Raw genomic sequence first — 15,574 nt, 5'->3', positions numbered from 1 at the left:
AGGGGAAACCCATTAGCCGGTCTTGCACGAAAAGGGGACAGATTTATTTATTGATAAACGATTTTGGTTGTCGAAAATAAATCTGTCCCCTTTTTTCATAGTAAATAAATCCGTCCCCTTTTTGCCTTTATATTAAATATACTCCGGCGATTCGTCCGAGGACGGGAGAAGTAGTTCCTCGCTGTGAGAATTGCACTAACATATTTGGAGCTGAGTGATGGAAATGGATGAGGAGTTTTTAGAAATCAATGATTTGGATTGGTTTGCTTCTTGTCAAGATGGCCTGCTCGCGCATTTTGCGACAGGCGGTCGAGGTTTTGTCCCGGTGGCAGTAAGAAAATCAATCGCCGTATATGAAAATATTTATGATTACTTTTTTTCCATAGAAGATAGTGTTGGTGTTGAGGTTGTTGAGGTTGTTGAGGTTGTTGAGGTTGTTGAGGTTGTTGAGGAGAATCTCCCTGGGTTTAGTGATGATGTTCAGCGTGAGCGCTACTTGCGGTCATTTGTTGATATGGCTAGAAGAGGTTTGTTTAGTTATGATGTTAATGATAGTGGTGGTTACAGTTTAATAGTTAGGCCTAAAAAAATAGAGGGGTTTGTGATTTGCCAGGGAGTATTAAGGATGTTGTTCATGTATTGCCTTTAAGTTTCTCTACGAATATAGAAGTGAAAGATCTCCTTTGATTTTTAGGAAAAGGGGGTAGATTTGAATGGCACTTACTTAACCTTCTTCGGGTGCCCATTCCTCCGTACCTCCAAACGAAAAGGGGACGGATTTATTTTCTGCTGATTTGCTAGGCTGAAAGCTCCATGGAAGGAGGTTGCTCCTACCGAGGACGGGACAGTCGTCGTAAATAAATCCGTCCCCTTTTTTATTGCAGTCGCCACCACCGAAAAGGGGTTGGACAATGAAGATTCGTCGAACACTTGAAAAAAGGATGAAAGATGTTGAAGCCTCAGGTCGAGGGCGCTTTCATGATGAAGCTGAAGAGGGTGAAGTTTTATTTTCTACTGGTATAGAGGGTGGAAGGTTAGATGTATATGTTGACGGTTTTTCCTTTGGAAGGAGTGAAGTTACGAATAAGGTGTTGTTTTCTGATATTTCTAGTATTAAAAGTCACCTGAATGTAGAACTGTTTTCGAATGCGAGTCGCTCGGGGGATGTTGATTTTTACGTTCCCTTAGATGTGATATGTGGCTTGTCTCAATTTGCGATATTTTTACCATTCTTGACTTACTCTAATGTTATGAATATTTTGGTTGGGCTTAGAGAAGATTGGGTGAGGCAGATATCTCCTGAAGGGTAGTTGGTGCAAAAGGAGGATTGGGGAGAATTGAGCCACCCATTCCAAAGCAGAATAGGGGACAGACCCTGAGGGATCCCCACAAATCTACTCCAAAGCCTGCGCCTGTAGATGTACCTCGTTTCGCAACGCGTGCTCAAGTCTCTCCAAGGCTTTTCGAGAGCTTGAGCCGCGTCCGCTGCGCCAGTATTCCAACGATAAGTAACGAAAAGGGGACCCCCATTAGCCGGTCTCAAGTCAAGGCTAATGGGTGTCCCCTTTTTGGGTCCACTTTTTTGCGTCGCTAAGACAAATGCTACGGCGGTCGCTGATGTCGCTGAAGAATGTCCACCTCGCGCCATTCTTTAAGTAAGACTTGCCTCCGACGGGGGTAGCGCTCGGGCTTTACTTTCAAAGCAGATATGCGATCAGTCCTAAAGTGACGGAACTCTTGCCGTAGTTCGCACCACCCGGCAAGCATCCGAGCGCGATCAAAATAGCCCAGCGCAACGGGCCAAATCGTTCTCTCTGAACTAGCTCCCTTCAGATCTAGATACTTGATTAGTATCTTATGCTCGACTCGAATGGCCCTTCGAATCTGCGACAGATCGATGGCCTCTAATTCTGTTTGATCCCCTTTACCAACCACCAATGAATTGGTATCAAGTGCGGTTCGCAGGTCCTGGGGTAAAACAGAAGCTATTTTTGACAATGCTCCTTTTGCGGCTCTACTCAGTTGAAGGTCGGCACGCTCGGACACCCAGCGAGAACCCAAGACAAGGGCCTCTATTTCCTCCTCGGTAAACATCAGTGGCGGGAGCATGAAGCCGGGGCGTAAAACGTAACCAAGTCCTGGCTCTCCTTCAATGTTGGCACCTTGTCCCTGAAGCGTTGCGATATCTCTGTAAAGCGTACGAACGCTTATCCCCAGTTCTTTGGCCAAATGATTGCCAGTAACTGGAAAACGATGGCTTCTCAGGGTCTGAATCAGATCGAATAATCTTTCGGTGCGAGACATGAGTGGCTTTGTGGGTGGTGTGATCTCAACGAGATGCTGCCATCATTTGGCAGCAAGTCAAAGAACTGATTGCCATCAACCTCTGGGGAAGGCTACTGAAGGCCATTTGGACCATGCTGACAGCGATGTTCAACGGAAACGACCTGATAGGAAGCGCTCTCCTGGTGGGCTGATGAGAGCAGGCGCCACGCACGCATCACTACTGACATTTTCTGTCAGTGTGCAGGAAGACAATGGCAGCGTTGATCACTAAACAAGGAGTTAACACCATGCGTCTTCACTACCATCCCGCATCAACTTGCAGCCGCCGAGTGCTGATGGCCGCACATTACCTCGAAATCAAAGTCGATCTCGTGCTGGTGAATCTGTTTAAGGGGGAGCAGAACTCTCCTGAGTTTCTGAAACTTAACCCGAATCATCGGGTTCCGGTTCTCGAACATGATGGATTTGTTCTTTGGGAATCTTACGCCATCATGCAGTACTTGGCGGATATGACCCCTGGCCAAACTATTTATCCCATCGAACCCCGTGGCCGTGCTGACGTTAACCGCTGGCTTTTTTGGTGTGGGCAGTATTTCATGCCGGGCGTCGGCATTCTAAACTGGGAGAACTCGATCAAGTCTTTGGCTGGAATGGGTTCGCCCGACCCCATTGAGGTCGCTCGTGGAGAGCGGCTTTTGACTGAGGCTGCGACAATTCTTGACGCGCACCTTAGTCATCGAGAATGGATTTGCGACACCGGTCTTTCACTCGCCGATTTTGCTATAGCCGCGCCACTAGCTGACCAGCACAGTGCCAAATTCCCCGTCACTGATCTGCCCAACCTCCAGCGGTGGTTCATGCAAATCCAGGCGCTTGACTCTTGGAAGAAGACGCAAACAGGTGCTCTGTAAGCTAAAGGCGTCCGGTTGGAGCAATGCCTAACTAGGCGTCAGGCATTACGTCCGACATGCGTCAGGATGTAGTCCTATTGAGCCTTTATTGACACACTCAATAAAGGCTCATTGATTCTATCTTCCCCGCAACGTGCGGGAACAGCCTATGCGTTACCTCAGGGCTGCGCCCGAATCTGGCGCCCCAATACATCCATCACATCACAACCGTCCCGCAGCAGCATGGCCGCTGCGTGGGCGATTTGCTGCACGTCTGCGCCTTTGGCATGGGCAATGTCGAGGCTGGCCAGGCTTTCCATCATCTGCGTGACCGCCAGAAACCGTGCAGCGGCGTTGCTGTGCAGCACATCCAGCGGCGCTTGGGTGGCGATCAGCAGCACCGGGATATCGCAATCGTTGTTGGTCATCGGCATGTGCGGGTTCATGCGTCATCTCCCGGTTGGGCGGCGTGCAGTCCGTCGATCGAGGCCTGGAGCAATGAGCGGGCGGTGCCGAGCATCTGCTGGCTGGCCCAGCGTAACGAGACGATGTGTTCCGGGGTGGTGGCGGTGGGGGCTTGATGGGCGAGGGCTTCGGCGCAGCTCAGGTAGATCGAGGCGTGTTCGAGTGCGTCGAGTAACGGGATGTCGGGTTGGACGGCGAACAGGTAATGGTCGACGTGGTCGCAGCGGGCGAAGGGGATGGATTTTGTGGTTGGATCGGTCATGGGTGTAGCTCCTTGGAAGTCAGAGAGCTGCCACTGAGTCGCCGTCAACGAATGGGTGGCAACTGTGCGCAGGTTGACGGACCGGTCCAAGATACCCGGCGCACTCGAAAGTGCCCCGCACACAGTTACCATTAAGCTGTGCAGCGGGCACACAAGTGCACGAGCAAAGTAGAGGAACCATGCGCATCTTGGAATTGCCGAGCCGTCAAACCCGATCACGAATGAGTCGTGACAGGCGCGAGGATAGGGAGTGGGGCGAGGTCAGTCAATCGGCCTAAGGTCTGACACAGGTGGTTTGTTTGTAGGTTTGTTCCGAAGCTGACAGCTGCCGTGTGCGCGGATACCGATGCGGAAAGGGGACACCCATTCGCCGGTCCCGTCCTGAACAAGGATTACACCTGTTTCAGGACCAGACACTCACCAAAAAGCCCGGACACGTGTCCGCAATGCTGTTCACTTAAGCCGATGTTTCAGGCAYATCCGCAGTTGTGGCGAGGGAGCTTGCTCCCGCTGGGGCGCGAAGCGGCCCTGAATTGGGCCTGCTACGCAGTCCAGCGGGAGCAAGCTCCCTCGCCACAGATACTTCTCAGGCCTCCAAACTTCCTTAAGTGAACAGCATTGTGAACACTGTCCGGGCTTTTTTACATTTCAGCTCACCAACAGCTGATTTAACTCCCCAACAATCCCGTAGTGTCTGCATCAAACAGTTTTTTGGTCTGGTTGGCGGCAGGCGTCAGCAGGGCAAGCAATTTCACCTCGTTATACAACTGCGTACTGGCCAGACTCTTGGGTGTCGGTTCTATCGGAATAATGATGTCCTCATTACCGGCGTCGTTTGCATGCAGCCAGATCGCCACAAAGTGCAGTGCCGAGACAAACAACACCCTGAGCTCATAGGATTTCCCCTGCAGGCTCGCCGAGTTTTCTGCCAGGTTCAGCGCGCTGACGGTGGCGGGGGCCATCGCGCCATGGTTCAGCGATGAGAACTCGACATGGCCGTGTACTTCGGCCAGTTCGGCATCGGCAATGGTCGTTCCATCGGAAAACACCAGGTAGTGCCAGTTACCTTGGGTGGCCGCTTTCAAGCCTTTGCCCTGAGTCAGGTCTTCCAGGCTCAGTGAATAACCGCGGTAAGGCTCGGAGAGGCTGATTTTGCTCGGGACGGCATTTGCAAACTGGCGGTTGATGCCAAAGCCTTGTGTCCGCAAGGCTGCTTGAAGAGCAGGGCGCAGTGTTTGTACGCCGTTGGAAGGCGCCATTGGGTAAGAAAGTTTCATGCTGCCTCCTAATTTTTCCGGGTGAAGTAAGTGTTGGTCCAGTTGCCGCCGCCGTTGTATGAGCCGGGGAAGGTATTTAATGCGCGCGTGGAATAGCCATAGATGGAATCTGCGACCAGTACATAGTTGCCATTGGTCCCATAAAACGTCAGGAAGTGAGCGCCACCGCCATACCAGGCAACGCGTATGCCGATGGGTCTTCCCATGTTGATCTGGTTTTCGATGGCGCTCATTTGAATCGAGCCCTGGCTCATGCTGGCAAAGCTTCTTGTGGTCCTGAGGGCCGAATCCAGATAGCCATAAACGTTGCAGGGGCCTGGTTGGTTACAGCAGGAGTTCCTGTCGAGTTCGTAGTTGGCGACGACGCATTGGGACCAGGACCCGGTGCCGTAATAGTTGCCAATAGACGCCGAAACCGCTGCCCAGCACCAGTTGGTCTGGGTTTGCCGCTGCATGCTGAAGCTGAGACTGGCAGCGGCCAACGCTGCTGACTCTACCGATGTTTCGATATCGGCCAGTTCAGGGTTAATAAGGTGTTGGGACAGGCATTTGGGAAGTGCTTCGCCGGTGGCCGAACTTTTAAGCTGTGTTTCTTCAGTCAGTAACATGATTCATCCTCCATGAATGAACGTAGCGTCCAGCTTGGGTATGTGTACCTTTTTGAAATAAAACGGCTTTGTCGTCAGTGAGGTATCGGCTTGCGCTATTTGCCATCTTCGATGGCCGGCTCCGATCGGGTCTCGCTGTAACCTTAGGATGCAATATGCGTTAGCGCAAATTTATAATGCGTTAATGCATTTTATGTGGCGGACGTCTTCGAGTTGAGAGGGCGCTTGCACTCCCTCGCCCCAACCGGGGCGAGGGGCCGGCAGCATTACTCGCAGCCACAGTCTTTGGCGCCTGGTGCGGTCTCGTAACGATCGTGATGGCGCACCCATTTCATGCCGTGCTCTTCGTTGCGGCCCTTGGGCGTCAGGTCGAGGAAGTTATAGGCACCGACCAGCAAGTCCAGGCCGCGCGCGTAGGTGGAATAGGTGTGGAAGATTTCCCCGGCGTCATTGCGATAAAACACACTCAGCCCCGGCAGTTCGCCTTCAGTGCTGGTGCTTTTTTCGTAGTTGTAGGTCGCGGTGCCGTCCGCGAGTTCCTGATCGCTGATGGTCACCTTGTAGTCGGCGTTGAAGTCGCTGCCGGCCGATGAGACCCATTTGAACTTCCAGCCCATGCGTTTGYGGAACGCCTGGAATTCTGCCAATGGTGCGTGGGAAACCACCACCAGTGAAACGTCGTGGTGGGCCAGGTGCAGGTTGGCGCCGTCGAAGTGGTCGGACAGAAACGAGCAGCCATGACAGCCTTCTTTCCAGCCCTTGGCAAACATGAAGTGATAGATGATCAACTGGCTGTTGCCACCGAAAAGATCGGCGAGGTTTTGCCGCCCGTCGGGGCCTTCGAACACGTAGTTCTTGTCGACTTTTACCCAGGGCAGTGCGCGACGTTCGGCGCTGAGTTTGTCGCGTTCCCGGGTAAAGGCTTTTTCGTGGATCAGATGCTGTTTACGGGCCGCGAGCCATTCTTCTCGGGACACGACCTTGTGCTGTTGCACGCTGTTCATGACGTTCCCTCCTGCGAGGTTGGCGTGTTGTGGCTTACACAGCCTAGTCGTTTGGCCGACGCTGTAATCGACAAGCCGCTGATCGGTTGTCGCCGTTATCCACCCGCATGACAACCTGGCTGAACGGCTACCGATGGTGCCGGTCACAACCTATGAGAGGCCTCTCACTGTCTGGCTGGAGGTTGATATCGGATGACGGCTTATAACTGGGATTTGCTTGAACGAATGCTGCACGAAGTGCAGAACAGCGCCGACCACAGCTTTGCTCCGCGCGTCTATGCCGAGCAGCATGCGGCAGAGAAGGCGGCAGAGGGTGAGCCCATCGGTAATCTGGATGAGCTGAAAGTGACCGCCACCATGTATGAAAAGCTCCTGCTGGATCGTGGCTATATCGAGACTCGTCCCGAGGACGAAGGTGGTAACGGCGAGAACTTCATTCTGATACCGCGCGGTTCGAGCCTGCTGTACATGATCGACAGCAGCAGTGCGGGCAATGATCATTCACGGCAGGTGCTCGACGAGCAGGTGGATGCATTGGACCCGGCGACCTTTGATGAGGTGGCGTCTAAAGCGCAGATCGCTTAAGAGGTTTCGGCTACCTTCAAGCACTTCAACGCGCTGAAATCGCTGCGCATCTTGTCGATTTTTTTCAGTAAGTGCTGGCGTTGAGCGGCGGTACTGTCGGCCATCAGGTCGACAATCAGGCTGCGCGCCTCGGCTTCGGTGTGGGTGTAAGCCTGGCGATAGGCCGGCGTCCATAGAGTCTCGCGATCGACCAGCAGGGTTTCGATGCGTTGCGCAAAGTCGCTGTTGTGGCGTTGTTCCACTGCTGCGCTGAACAGTGCCTGCCAATGAGCGCGGTTGGCGATCCATTGCTGATTTTGCTCGCCCAATGCGTTGGCCCAGGCAACAACGCGCTGCGCTTGAATAGTGTTGAGCGGGCCAAGCCAGTCGCCCAGGCGTTTATCCATCCGTTCGATGCGATGTTTGATCTGTTGTGCCAGCGGCGCTTTGAGGTATTTCTCCTGATGCACGCGCTGGTCTTTGGCGAAGGCCTGTTTCATCTCGTTGACCTGCTGGTCATTCAAGCCTTGCAACAACTCGACCGCCGACGGGGTGATTTCCCGGGCGGTCTGGGCAATGGCTTGCTTGGCTTCCTGGATGCGGGCTTGCAGTGCGGCGTCTGTGACCTGATTGGTTTCGACCATCTGCTGCAAGCGGTCGAGCCAGTCGACGTAGCCGGGTAATTGCGTGGAGCAATGCCAGCTGAGGTGTTCCTTGAGACGTTCGCTGAGCCAGCCTTTCTGCTCGCTGTTCATGTCCAGGTAGTCGTTGAGCGTCCAGGGAATGATGATGTCGAGATTGCGATAGGCCAGGCTCACCCGGTTGCAGGCCGGTAGCGAGAGGCACAGGGTCAGGAACAGGGCGAGGTGTTTCAACCAGCGCGACATGAGCCAATCCTTGCAAGGGCGTAGTTCTGGTATCTGAATGCAGGATGGACCCGGCTGTTCAGCTGATCAAATCGAACGCACGTTTGGTCTTGAAGGGTGTAGCAGGGGAGGAGGGTTCCAGTCCTAGCGCTTCGAAGCTCAAAGCGCTTAGGGACCAGGGTGACGCGAGGGGGGTATTACTTTTTGCCCAGGGTGATCTGTTTGGACGGGCCGAATGTCTGGCCGCTGACGCCTTTGGCAATTTGCTGGATCTCGCCGCCGGATTTGAGGAAAGCAGCAATCTGGTTGTTGATCGATTCGCTGGTTTCAACGGCTGGAGCTGGCTTTGCTTTGCTGTTGGATGCTTTTACACGCATGGCGGCCATTAACCTGTAGAAAATTAACTTGGCCAGGCATCGTACAGGAAATACTTGACAATTGCTTGGTAAATATCTGCCTGAAATAACCGAAGGCAGGTGTTGATTATTCATAAGTTACTGTTCGCAATAATCGCCTAAGCTGCTGTTTTGAATAAGAACACAGGCCTGAAAAGTACCGTGTACGGCTTACCGATATCGGCCAAAAGGTCTCCGGACGGTCTGACGAGCGGGCTCTGCTCTGGTGCAAAACCCAGGAAAAATGAGCCTTGCAGCTGATTTTTCTTCGCAAGCCGGCCAGTCACCCAACAGCGCCAGCAAAACCGGGTAGAATGGCGCCCAAGCAATGAGGGTATTGGAAATGGCTTTAGTCGGGCGCTACAACAGCTTGCAAGTGGTTAAACACACTAACTTCGGTTTATATCTGGACGGTGGCGCGGATGGCGAAATCCTTCTGCCGAATCGTTATATCCCCAAAGATATTCCCAGCGAAGATGAAGACTGGCTGAACGTTTTTGTTTATCTGGACAGCGATGACAAACTCATCGCAACTACCGAAAAACCGAAAGTTCAGGTCGGTGATTTCGCCAGTCTTAAAGTCGTTGAAGTCAACAGCATCGGTGTGTTTCTCGACTGGGGTCTGCCCAAGGACCTGCTGTTGCCGTATTCCGAAGAAAAGCGTCAGATGACCGCGGGCGAATACTGCGTGGTGCATGTCTACCTCGACAAGCACACCCGCCGTATTACCGCGACCGCGCGTCTGGATCGCTACCTGGACAAAACCCCGGCCAACTACAAACCTGGCCAGGAAGTTGACCTGTTGGTAGCCGAAGCGACCGACATGGGTTTCAAGGCGATCATCAACAACAAGCATTGGGGTTTGATCCACAAGAACGAAATCTTCAAGTTCATGCGTGCCGGCAAGGAAGAGAAGGGGTTCATCAAGGAAATCCGCGCCGACGGCAAGATCAGCCTGAGCCTGCAGCCCGTGGGCGAAGAAGCCGCCACCAGCCTGAACTCGAAGATTCTCGCCAAGCTGCGCGACAACAACGGCACCTTGCCGGTCAGCGACAAGAGCGACCCGGCGCTGATCAGCAGCCTGTTCGGCGTCAGCAAAGGCAACTTCAAGAAGGCCATCGGCGCGCTCTACAAGAACGGCCAGATCGTCATTCATGCGGATCGCATAGAACTGAGTTGAGCCGAGTTGACGTGACCCGACTGCCCCGGCCACGTACCGGGGCATTTTGTTTTTAGTGAGTAACTGCCATGTCGTTAACCGTTCGCGAGGTTTCGCGGTGATTGCCACTCGGCGCAGCGCCGATGGTTTTGCCCTGCAAGTGATGTTCGGGTTGTGCCTGGTCTGGGGTATCCAGCAGGTCATGATCAAATGGGCGGCGGCGGACATCGCACCCGTGATGCAGGCCGCCGCACGTTCCGGGATTTCCGCATTGCTGGTGGGTTTGCTGATCTGCTGGAAGGGCGGCTGGAACCAGGTTGGCAGCACCTGGCGCGGCGGTTTGCTGGCGGGCGGTCTGTTTGCCACCGAGTTTTTGTTCATCGCCGAAGGCCTGAAACTGACCACGGCGGCGCACATGTCGGTGTTCCTCTATACCGCGCCGATCTTCACCGCATTGGGCGTGCACTGGCTACTGCCGAGCGAGCGTTTGCGACGGTTGCAATGGCTGGGGATTTTGCTGGCGTTTGTCGGTATTGCCGTGGCATTCGCCGGGGGCGTGTCCTGGGACAATCTGGACCGGCGGATGCTGCTCGGCGATGCGTTCGGTGTGTTGGCCGGCGCCGCCTGGGGCGCGACCACCGTGGTCGTGCGCGCCTCACGGCTATCGGAGGCACCGGCGACCTTGACCCTGTTTTATCAACTGATCGTCGGCTTTCTCGGCCTGCTGCTGATTGCCGCACTCAGCGGGCAGATCACCCACGTCCACCTGACTAACGTGGCGGTGGCCAGCGTGCTGTTCCAGGGGCTGGTGGTGTCGTTTTTCAGCTACCTGACGTGGTTCTGGCTGCTGCGCCGTTACCTGGCGTCGAACCTCGCGGTGTTCTCTTTCATGACGCCGCTGTTCGGTGTCACCTTCGGGGTGTTGCTGCTCGGTGAACCGTTGAGTGTCAATTTCGTCGTTGGTGCCGTACTGGTGTTGCTCGGCATCACCTTTGTCAGCGCAGAACAGTGGGTGCGCCGTCGTTTGCGCACAATGCTGGAGCGTTGAGTGGACGCAGCAGCAAACCACCGGCTACCAGCAGACCGCTGCCCGCCATCATCAACGCCGGTTGCAAGCCACCACTGAAGTGGCTGCTCAGCGCTGCCAGCAACGGCCCGCTGAGCTGACCCACGGCAAAACACGCGGTCAGCAGGCCGGCATTGCGCTGGGTGGCCTGCGGCGCCAGTTCTCGCGAGCGCTGCATCACCAATTGCATGCAGGCCAGAAACGGCGTGCCACAGAGAATCACCCCCAGCGCCAGACCGAGACCGCTGCCCAGCAGGCAAGCGAAGACCCCGGCCGCTTGCAGCCACAACGTCGCGATCAGCCAGTGACGCGTGGCGTTGGGGTTATGCCGGCGCAAACTCACCAGCAGCACACCGGTGGCGGACGCCAGGCCAAAACATGGCCAGAACAGATCGGCCTGCCATTGACCGTGAAAACGGGCACTGGCCATCTGCGACAGGAAGGTCGCCGGAATGATGTAGCCCAGGCCGTACAGCGCGTAGATCAAGCCCAGTCGCGGGATACCGGCACTCTTTGAGGCGCCGGCCGTTGTTGTGGCTGCCACGCTCGCAGTCGGTTGCGGCAGGATCGGCAGAATCACCAACAGCATTGCCAGGCCTACGCCGGCATACACCAGCCACAAGGTTGCGGAGCTTTGTCCCAACAGGTTCGAGCCAAGTGCGAGCAAACCCGTCAGAAAAATCCCCAGGCCCGGTCCGGCGAATACCAGTGCGCCGAGCCGTGGACGTCCGGCGGCCATCGCCAATGGCTGGCTCAACGCGGTGATCATCACCAGCACCCAGGCGCTGGCTACGCCGGTACCGAAGCGCAAAACCAGATGCGGCCAGAAGCCCGTGGCCCAGAACGAGGCGAGCGTCAGTAGCACGCACAGCCACAATCCGCCGAGCAAGCGCCGGCGGACTTGCTCGGGGCGACGGGCGAACATCGCGTCCACGGCACCGATGAAGTAGCCCAGGTAATTGGCTGCCGCAATCAGACCCGCGGCAGTCAGGTCGATCTGACCTTCGCTCAGCAAATGCGGCAGCTGCGGAGTGAGCGCAAAGCGCCCAATGCCCATGGCCATCATCAAGGCAATGAAGCTGGCGAGTAAGCGTATAAGCGGCGACATGGTCGGGATTCCTGCAACGGAGCAATGACCGTCAGGCTAGGACTGATTGACTTTCTTTAAAAATGAATAATAGTGAGTAACTTGTTCTTATTTGGAGAAAGGTGTGGAGTTCAGCCAATTGCGCATCTTCCAGGCGGTGGCCGAGGAAGGTTCCATCACCCGCGCCGCCGAACGCTTGCATCGGGTGCCGTCCAATCTGTCGACCCGGCTCAAGCAGCTTGAAGATCAGCTGGGTGTAGAACTGTTCTTGCGTGAGCGTCAGCGTTTGCAGTTGTCGCCCGCAGGCAAAGTGCTGTTGGACTACACCGCCAAGCTGTTTGCCCTGCATGACGAAGCCCACGCAGCCGTGCAGGGCGGGCAACCGGCCGGCGATTTTGTGCTGGGCACCATGTACAGCACCGCGGCGATTCACTTGCCGGGTTTGCTGGCGCGCTATCACCGCACTTATCCGGCGGTGAACCTGCAAGTGCAGTCGGCGCCCAGTGGCGAATTGCTTGAAGGCCTGCTCACCGGACGCCTGGATGCCGCGCTGGTCGATGGCCCGCTGCAACTGGCCGGGCTCGACGGGGTGCCGCTGTGTGACGAAAAACTGGTGCTGATCAGCGAAGCCGATCACCCGCCGGTACGCAGTGCGCTGGATGTGCAGGGGCGCTCGGTGTTCACCTTTCGCCAGGGCTGTTCATATCGGATGCGCCTGGAGGCCTGGTTCGCCCATGATCATGCGGCGATGGGGCGGGCGATGGAAATCGAGTCCTATCAGGGGATGCTGGCGTGTGTGATTGCCGGTTCCGGCGTGGCGCTGATGTCCGAGTCGATGCTGGCCAGTCTGCCGGGGCGCGAGAGTGTGGCCGTTCATCCATTGGCCGAGCCTTTCGCCAGTGCCACCACCTGGCTGATGTGGCGCAAGGGCATGCTCGGCGCCAATCTCAATGCCTGGATCGAGGTGCAACAAGCGGTATTCGGTAGTGGCCGCCCGGTGGGGGCTGATTTTGATGAATTCGGTAACAGATCTTTGCCTATTGAGGCGAGCATTGCGTAAGACTTCGGACTACTATCTGTATGAAGCGTCTATAGAACACGGTCGCTCAGCACTACCCTGAAGGGGGGGCACCATGAAAGAGAAATTGCAAAACTGGCTCCATGACCTCGGTGTCGCGCTTGGTTTGATCGAACCACCTCTGCAACCCGTGCCCATCCGCACCGACGATGAGCAACGTCGCCGTCAGCAACGCCGCCGGTAAACGAGGCAAGGCGTGAATAGATCGCAGCCTTCGACCACCGCGTCGGAGGCGCGGCTGCGCTAGCGCACTCGCCTCAAGCGTGCTGTTGCAGCCACTGGTCAATCATCGTGTGCAACTTCTCCCCGGAAAAACTCCCGAAATGTCCGCCATGCACGGTGCGAATCGGCAACGAGCGCAAGCGTTGCAGGCTGCGGGCGTAATCCTCGAGGTTGGAGTGGTAGGCGTCTTCGACCAGCGGTCCGTCGTAGATGATGTCGCCGCTGAACAGCGTGCCGGTGGCAACTTCAAAAAGGCTGATACCACCCGGTGAATGACCGGGAGTGTGCAGCACCTGCAAGGTTCGATTACCCAGATCCAGCACGTCACCTTCTTCGATCAATCCCGTGGCGGGTGCGGCTTTGACCCGGTATTCGGCGTAGCACAGCGGGCAATCGGGGTGGGCTTCGAACATCTCGTCGCCGACAAACGCCCTGGAAAGGGTGTTGTCGCCGTCGGGTTCGGCGAGGATCTGCGCTTCGGCCGGATGCACCAGCCGCTCGGGGAATTCGTGATGGCCGGCGATATGGTCGAAATGGCAATGACTGGCCACGGCCACCAGCGGCCGGTCGGTCAGCCAGGGCAGTTGCTCGCGCAGGCTGACCAGGCCCGAGCCGCTATCGAGCAGCAGGTCTTTGTCGCGGCCCTGAATGTGCCACAGGTTGCAGCGGTAGAATGGTCGAATATAGGGCTCGTGAATCAGCCGAATGCCGTCGCTCAGGTGTTTGACTTCGAACCATTGGTCGCGACTGACGATCTTCATGGGACTTTTCTCCAGACGAAAAAAAACGGGTGCAGCAACCGACGCTGCACCCGCCGAAGAAAGGTGTATGGCGTCTAACCTGAGGTTAGATCGCGTTCGCCTCGGCAACCGGGCGAGGGGACAGCAGGCTGACCACGACGAAACTCACCAGGCCGATCGCCAGGCTGTAGTAGATCGGGGTGTTGGCATCCAGGCCATCCTTGAACATGAACACCAGGGCGGTCACGAAGCCCAGGCCCATGCTGGCGATAGCGCCGGAGGTGGTTGCACGTTTCCAGAAAATGGCCCCGATCAACGGAACCAGCATGCCGCCCACTAACAGGTTGTAGGCCAGGGTCAGGGCACTGATCACGTCACTCACCACCAACGCGATACCGAGCACGACAATACCGGTCAGCAGGGTGAACAGGCGGTTGATGCTCAGGCTCGACTGTTTGCCACCGCGCAGTTTTGGCAGCAGGTCTTCGGTCAGGGTGGTGGAGGCGGCGAGCAGGCCAGCGCTGGCGGTGGACATCATGGCCGCCAGGGCTGCAGCGATGACCAGGCCACGGATACCGTCAGGCAAGGACAGTTTGACGATTGCGGCGAAGGCGTTGTTGACGTTGTCCAGGTCCGGGATCAGCACGTGCGCAGCCATACCGATCAGCGCGCAGGCCAGACCGTAGAGGATGCAATAGAAGCCGGAAATGGTGCCTGCGTACTGAGCGACTTTTTCGTTCTTGGCGGTGAACACCCGYTGCCAGATGTCCTGGCCGATCAGGATGCCGAAGAAGTAGATCATGAAGTAGGTGATGATGGTGTCCCAGCCGATGGTGGTGAAGCTGAAGCTGGATGCCGGCAGTTTCAACACCAGCTCATCCCAGCCACCCACGCGGTACAGGCAGATCGGCAACAGGATGAACATCAGGCCAACGGTCTTGATCACGAACTGAACGATGTCGGTCAGGGTCAGCGACCACATGCCGCCGATGGTCGAATACACCACCACCACGCCACCGCCGAGTACCACTGAAATCCAGAAGGGCAGGCCGAACAGCACTTGCAGCACGGTGCCGATCGCCAGGATCGAGGTCACGCCGATCATCAGCGCGTAGGCCAGCATGATCACCGCACTGGCCTGGCGGGCCATCGGGTTGTAACGCTTTTCGAGGATCTGGGTAACGGTGAAGATCTTCAGTTTGAGCAGCGGCTTGGCCAGGAACAGGTTCAGCGCAATGATCCCGCAACCCAGCGCGGCGCAGAGCCAGAAACCGGAAATACCGTGTACGTAGCCCAGGCGAACGGTGCCGACGGTCGATGCACCGCCCAATACAGTAGCGGCCATGGTGCCCATGTACAGGGTTGGACCGAGGTTACGACCGGCCACGAGGTAGTCTTCGTGGGTCTTGGCCTTGCGCATGCCGTAATAGCCCAGCACGAGCATGCCGGCGGCATAGATGAGTACAACGAATAAATCCAAAGCCATGAAGCGTGTCTCCGATTGTCTTTCTTATAAGAGTCTCGTAGGAACAAGGCTTGCTGTGGCGAGGGAGCTTGCTCCCGCTGGGCTGCGTAGCGGCCCCAAAAATGCGACTGCTGCACAGT

General features: G+C 56.1%; 19 protein-coding genes. 8 read left to right on the top strand and 11 right to left on the bottom strand.

The window, feature by feature from the left end; translation table 11 throughout:
* Window positions 1–217: 217 nt before the first annotated feature.
* Complete coding sequence (locus AC1DIH_RS04270; RefSeq protein WP_477770714.1) at window positions 218–649, top strand: hypothetical protein; 432 nt, start codon at window positions 218–220, stop codon at window positions 647–649.
* A 262-nt stretch (window positions 650–911) separates the two neighbouring features.
* A complete protein-coding gene (locus AC1DIH_RS04265) occupies window positions 912–1,310 on the top strand; it encodes a hypothetical protein (protein WP_477770713.1) in 399 nt (132 codons plus the stop codon).
* Window positions 1,311–1,602: 292 nt separating this feature from the next.
* On the opposite strand, the gene AC1DIH_RS04260 is transcribed toward AC1DIH_RS04265, so the two are convergent.
* The gene (locus AC1DIH_RS04260) at window positions 1,603–2,304 is read right to left on the bottom strand and encodes a helix-turn-helix transcriptional regulator (RefSeq protein ID WP_477770712.1); all 702 of its coding nucleotides are present in this window, start codon (window positions 2,302–2,304) and stop codon (window positions 1,603–1,605) included.
* A gap of 269 nt (window positions 2,305–2,573) precedes the next feature.
* On the opposite strand from AC1DIH_RS04260, the gene AC1DIH_RS04255 reads away from it, so the two are divergent.
* A complete protein-coding gene (locus AC1DIH_RS04255; protein WP_477770711.1) occupies window positions 2,574–3,197 on the top strand; it encodes a glutathione S-transferase family protein in 624 nt (207 codons plus the stop codon).
* Between the two features lie 158 nt (window positions 3,198–3,355).
* Here AC1DIH_RS04255 and AC1DIH_RS04250 read toward each other — a convergent pair whose 3' ends face one another.
* The 5 genes from AC1DIH_RS04250 to AC1DIH_RS04230 form a co-directional block, all read right to left on the bottom strand.
* A complete protein-coding gene (locus tag AC1DIH_RS04250) occupies window positions 3,356–3,622 on the bottom strand; it encodes a short-chain dehydrogenase (protein ID WP_477770710.1) in 267 nt (88 codons plus the stop codon).
* The gene (locus AC1DIH_RS04245) at window positions 3,619–3,903 is read right to left on the bottom strand and encodes a DUF3077 domain-containing protein (RefSeq protein WP_477770709.1); all 285 of its coding nucleotides are present in this window, start codon (window positions 3,901–3,903) and stop codon (window positions 3,619–3,621) included. The genes AC1DIH_RS04250 and AC1DIH_RS04245 overlap by 4 nt, the downstream gene beginning before the upstream one ends.
* Before the next feature lie 668 nt (window positions 3,904–4,571).
* Entirely contained in the window at window positions 4,572–5,180 is a 609-nt protein-coding gene (locus tag AC1DIH_RS04240) for a hypothetical protein (protein WP_477770708.1), read from the bottom strand.
* 8 nt (window positions 5,181–5,188) lie between these two features.
* The gene (locus tag AC1DIH_RS04235; RefSeq protein WP_477770707.1) at window positions 5,189–5,788 is read right to left on the bottom strand and encodes a papain-like cysteine protease family protein; all 600 of its coding nucleotides are present in this window, start codon (window positions 5,786–5,788) and stop codon (window positions 5,189–5,191) included.
* 266 nt (window positions 5,789–6,054) lie between these two features.
* The gene (locus AC1DIH_RS04230; RefSeq protein WP_477770706.1) at window positions 6,055–6,792 is read right to left on the bottom strand and encodes a DUF899 domain-containing protein; all 738 of its coding nucleotides are present in this window, start codon (window positions 6,790–6,792) and stop codon (window positions 6,055–6,057) included.
* A 192-nt stretch (window positions 6,793–6,984) separates the two neighbouring features.
* On the opposite strand from AC1DIH_RS04230, the gene AC1DIH_RS04225 reads away from it, so the two are divergent.
* Entirely contained in the window at window positions 6,985–7,377 is a 393-nt protein-coding gene (locus tag AC1DIH_RS04225; protein ID WP_477770705.1) for a transcriptional regulator, read from the top strand.
* Here the strand turns inward: AC1DIH_RS04225 and AC1DIH_RS04220 are convergent.
* The gene (locus tag AC1DIH_RS04220) at window positions 7,374–8,243 is read right to left on the bottom strand and encodes a DUF6279 family lipoprotein (protein ID WP_477770704.1); all 870 of its coding nucleotides are present in this window, start codon (window positions 8,241–8,243) and stop codon (window positions 7,374–7,376) included. The genes AC1DIH_RS04225 and AC1DIH_RS04220 overlap by 4 nt on opposite strands.
* A gap of 176 nt (window positions 8,244–8,419) precedes the next feature.
* Window positions 8,420–8,608, bottom strand: a complete 189-nt coding sequence (locus AC1DIH_RS04215) for a hypothetical protein (RefSeq protein WP_017337097.1) — start codon at window positions 8,606–8,608, stop codon at window positions 8,420–8,422.
* Window positions 8,609–8,960: 352 nt separating this feature from the next.
* Between AC1DIH_RS04215 and AC1DIH_RS04210 the strand changes: the two genes are divergently transcribed.
* Both AC1DIH_RS04210 and AC1DIH_RS04205 read left to right on the top strand, forming a co-directional pair.
* Window positions 8,961–9,797 carry a CvfB family protein gene (locus tag AC1DIH_RS04210; RefSeq protein ID WP_019692453.1) on the top strand — a complete coding sequence of 279 codons (837 nt, stop codon included), beginning with the start codon at window positions 8,961–8,963 and terminating at the stop codon, window positions 9,795–9,797.
* A 97-nt stretch (window positions 9,798–9,894) separates the two neighbouring features.
* On the top strand, window positions 9,895–10,824 hold the full coding sequence (locus AC1DIH_RS04205) for a DMT family transporter (protein WP_477770703.1): 930 nt from the start codon (window positions 9,895–9,897) through the stop codon (window positions 10,822–10,824).
* Here AC1DIH_RS04205 and AC1DIH_RS04200 read toward each other — a convergent pair.
* A complete protein-coding gene (locus AC1DIH_RS04200) occupies window positions 10,772–11,950 on the bottom strand; it encodes an MFS transporter (RefSeq protein ID WP_477770702.1) in 1,179 nt (392 codons plus the stop codon). The genes AC1DIH_RS04205 and AC1DIH_RS04200 overlap by 53 nt on opposite strands.
* A gap of 103 nt (window positions 11,951–12,053) precedes the next feature.
* On the opposite strand from AC1DIH_RS04200, the gene ptrR reads away from it, so the two are divergent.
* Together ptrR and AC1DIH_RS04190 are read left to right on the top strand one after the other, a co-directional pair.
* Entirely contained in the window at window positions 12,054–12,989 is a 936-nt protein-coding gene (ptrR, locus tag AC1DIH_RS04195) for a putrescine utilization regulator PtrR (protein ID WP_477770701.1), read from the top strand.
* A gap of 73 nt (window positions 12,990–13,062) precedes the next feature.
* Window positions 13,063–13,191, top strand: coding sequence for a PA1414 family protein (locus AC1DIH_RS04190; RefSeq protein ID WP_009042667.1), 129 nt, complete (start codon window positions 13,063–13,065; stop codon window positions 13,189–13,191).
* 73 nt (window positions 13,192–13,264) lie between these two features.
* Here the strand turns inward: AC1DIH_RS04190 and AC1DIH_RS04185 are convergent, their stop codons facing one another.
* Together AC1DIH_RS04185 and AC1DIH_RS04180 are read right to left on the bottom strand one after the other, a co-directional pair.
* Window positions 13,265–13,990 (bottom strand): MBL fold metallo-hydrolase, encoded by a 726-nt coding sequence (locus tag AC1DIH_RS04185; RefSeq protein ID WP_103315559.1) that lies wholly within the window; start codon window positions 13,988–13,990, stop codon window positions 13,265–13,267.
* Between the two features lie 85 nt (window positions 13,991–14,075).
* A complete protein-coding gene (locus AC1DIH_RS04180; protein WP_477770700.1) occupies window positions 14,076–15,455 on the bottom strand; it encodes a sodium:solute symporter family protein in 1,380 nt (459 codons plus the stop codon).
* Between the last annotated feature and the right edge of the window lie 119 nt (window positions 15,456–15,574).

This window comes from Pseudomonas sp. 05N36, assembly GCF_056397385.1.
The sequence above is the reverse complement of the archived record's forward strand: the minus strand, read 5'-3'. Positions and strand labels throughout refer to the sequence as shown.